Genomic DNA, 2,506 nt, shown 5'->3' on the forward strand with positions numbered 1-2,506 from the left:
CCTACTACAAACAAAAACTTTTTTTGAGCAAAAAAATTAGCTCTAAATTTAACTTATGACTTCTGACTTCTAACTTCTGAGTTATATCAAATACCCCATCGTAATGCCGCAGTTTTCACTGGCGCATCCCAGAATTTAATCAACTCATCATCCAATTTTAACAGAGTAATAGAACAACCTTGCATTTCCAAGGAAGTAATATAATGCCCAATCAAATTACGCACAATTTGTAGTCCCTTTTGTTCACAAATTTCTGCTAATTTCCGATAAACAATATATAACTCAGAAATAGGAGTACCACCCATACTATTCACAAAAGCTAGAAGGCGATCGCCTTGCTCAAATGGTGAGTCTATTAATTCTACTTCCTGCCATTCCCCTTTCACCTCATCCCACTCCCGCACTATCCGACTATAACCGACATCTTCAATAATATTAATAGCTAACATTTCTGCAATTTCATCTGCTGATTTCATTGCCATTCGTTCTCGCCCTGGTTCCCCATGAATGCCAATACCGAATTCAATTTCGTTATTGCCTAACTCAAAAGTAGGACTACCTTTAGCAGGTGTGGTACATGATGTCAATGCCATTCCCATACTGCGCCCATTGAGATTTACTTTCCGGCAAAGGTCAGTTATCTGCTTGAGGTCATAACCAGCTTCAGCAGCAGCGCCACAAATTTTTTCTGCTAACACTGTTGTTCCGACACCTCGTCGCCCTTGAGTAAAAAGACTGTCTTTAACGGCAACATCATCATCTATTAATATATTCAAGACTCGGATATTTTCTGAGAGAGCAAGTTCGGTTGCCATCTCAAAATTCATCACGTCGCCACTATAATTTTTGACAATATTCAGAACACCTGCGCCTGAATTGACAACTTTAGCTGCTTCTAACATTTGATCAGGAGTAGGAGAAGTAAATATTTCACCAGGGCAAGCAGCATCTAACATTCCCATCCCGACAAAACCGCCGTGCATAGGTTCGTGGCCGCTACCTCCGCCGGAGATGATGGCAACTTTATTTTTTATTGGTGCATCAGCGCGGTAGATGAAATGGGGTTCGAGGTTGACTTTTATGAGATCGGGGTGAGCGATCGCCATACCTTGGAGACTTTCTCGAACTACATCGTTGGGGTTATTAATAAGTTTTTTCATAGAATATATCCTGATTAGTAATTGTATTTATATTACAAGAAAATGACCTAATAATTACTGATATATGCTTAAATAGAATAGCAGTTAAATTCAATAATTAACGTACATGGCCACCAGACTAATTGAACTAGAAGATGGGATTTGGGTTGAAGCAGAAGTTGCAGATGATGAGGCAAAGCCAATTTCTACTAATGTTGCCAAAAGAGTCCAATCTAGTTTTGATAAAGTTAAACCTATATTAATTAGTATTAGTCGCCCTATTGCTGAAGCTTGGCAAGAAATTAATAAAGATATGGAAATTGAACAAGCTGAGGTGGAAGTGGGTTTTAATTTTGAAGGGGAAGGTAATCTATATATTACGAAAGCAAAGGCAGGTGCAAATTTAAAAGTTAAATTAGTGCTGAAACCGAAAAAGTCAGGGAATGATTAATCTGAGAAAATTAAAAGAATCTATTGTTTTAATTACCAGTGCTAAAAAAGCAAATGTTATTGGCACTGGATTTGCTTTTTATCGGCAGGATGATTATACTTATCTGCTTACTTGCGCCCATGTTGTTGAGGATGTGGGTGGTGAAGAAAATCTAAGGGTAAATGATATTCCTGTAGAACTTGTGGAGATAGGAGATGCTCAAGGTTTTGATTTAGCAATTTTAAAAGTCAAATATATTTTTCCGCCCTTAACGTTAATGATTTTATATGGGGAACAAGAAAGAAGTTTTGAAATAAAAATTCCTGGTAACTTTCTTATGGGTGAAAATAAGGCACGCCGTCGCCAGATAATAACAGGAATAATGATGGTTGATGGAGAAACAGCATTACAAACAATAGATAATCAGGAAGAAGAAGTTGCTGTTGGTAAACTAAAAATAGATAAAGGAGAACTTCAAAAAGGTTATAGTGGGGCACCTGTTGTTGATTCAGAAACAGGTTTTGTTTTGGGTTTAACTACTCATAAAGTTGACAAGGAAGGAGCAAAGGAAGGAACTTTTGGCACAGCAATATCAATAGAAGCTTTGGAAAAAATTTGGCGTGAAATGCCGACTGAAGTTTCTCAGCAAATTGAACGAGAATCATTAGAAACTTCTGAGGATTTATCTATTGAAGAAAATCAAGTAAAACCTGTAGAAACTTCTGAGGATTTATCTATTGAAGAAACTCAAATAAAACCTGTAGAAATTTCTGAGGATTTATCTGCTGAAGAAACTCAAGTAAAACCTATAGAAACTTCTGAGGATTTATCTGTTGAAGAAACTCAAGTAAAACCTATAGAAACTTCTGAGGATTTATCTATTGAAGAAACTCAAGTAAAACCTATAGAAACTTCTGAGGATTTATCTGTTGAAGAA

The 2,506-nt window shown here is 36.7% G+C and carries 3 protein-coding genes; 2 read left to right on the forward strand and 1 reads right to left on the reverse strand.

Going from position 1 to position 2,506, the window contains the following annotated elements:
• Positions 1-86 precede the first annotated feature (86 nt).
• Entirely contained in the window at positions 87-1,160 is a 1,074-nt protein-coding gene (dhaK, locus tag ACP6PL_RS15765) for a dihydroxyacetone kinase subunit DhaK (RefSeq protein ID WP_426546212.1), read from the reverse strand.
• A gap of 106 nt (positions 1,161-1,266) precedes the next feature.
• Between dhaK and ACP6PL_RS15770 the strand changes: the two genes are divergently transcribed.
• The gene (locus ACP6PL_RS15770; RefSeq protein WP_426546213.1) at positions 1,267-1,590 is read left to right on the forward strand and encodes a CU044_2847 family protein; all 324 of its coding nucleotides are present in this window, start codon (positions 1,267-1,269) and stop codon (positions 1,588-1,590) included.
• Positions 1,583-2,506, forward strand: a 924-nt coding sequence (locus ACP6PL_RS15775; protein WP_426546214.1) for a S1 family peptidase, incomplete at its 3' end; no start/stop codon positions are given. The genes ACP6PL_RS15770 and ACP6PL_RS15775, both read left to right, overlap by 8 nt.

This window comes from Dapis purpurea BLCC-M126 (genome assembly GCF_050015975.1).
Lineage (GTDB): Bacteria > Cyanobacteriota > Cyanobacteriia > Cyanobacteriales > Microcoleaceae > Trichodesmium.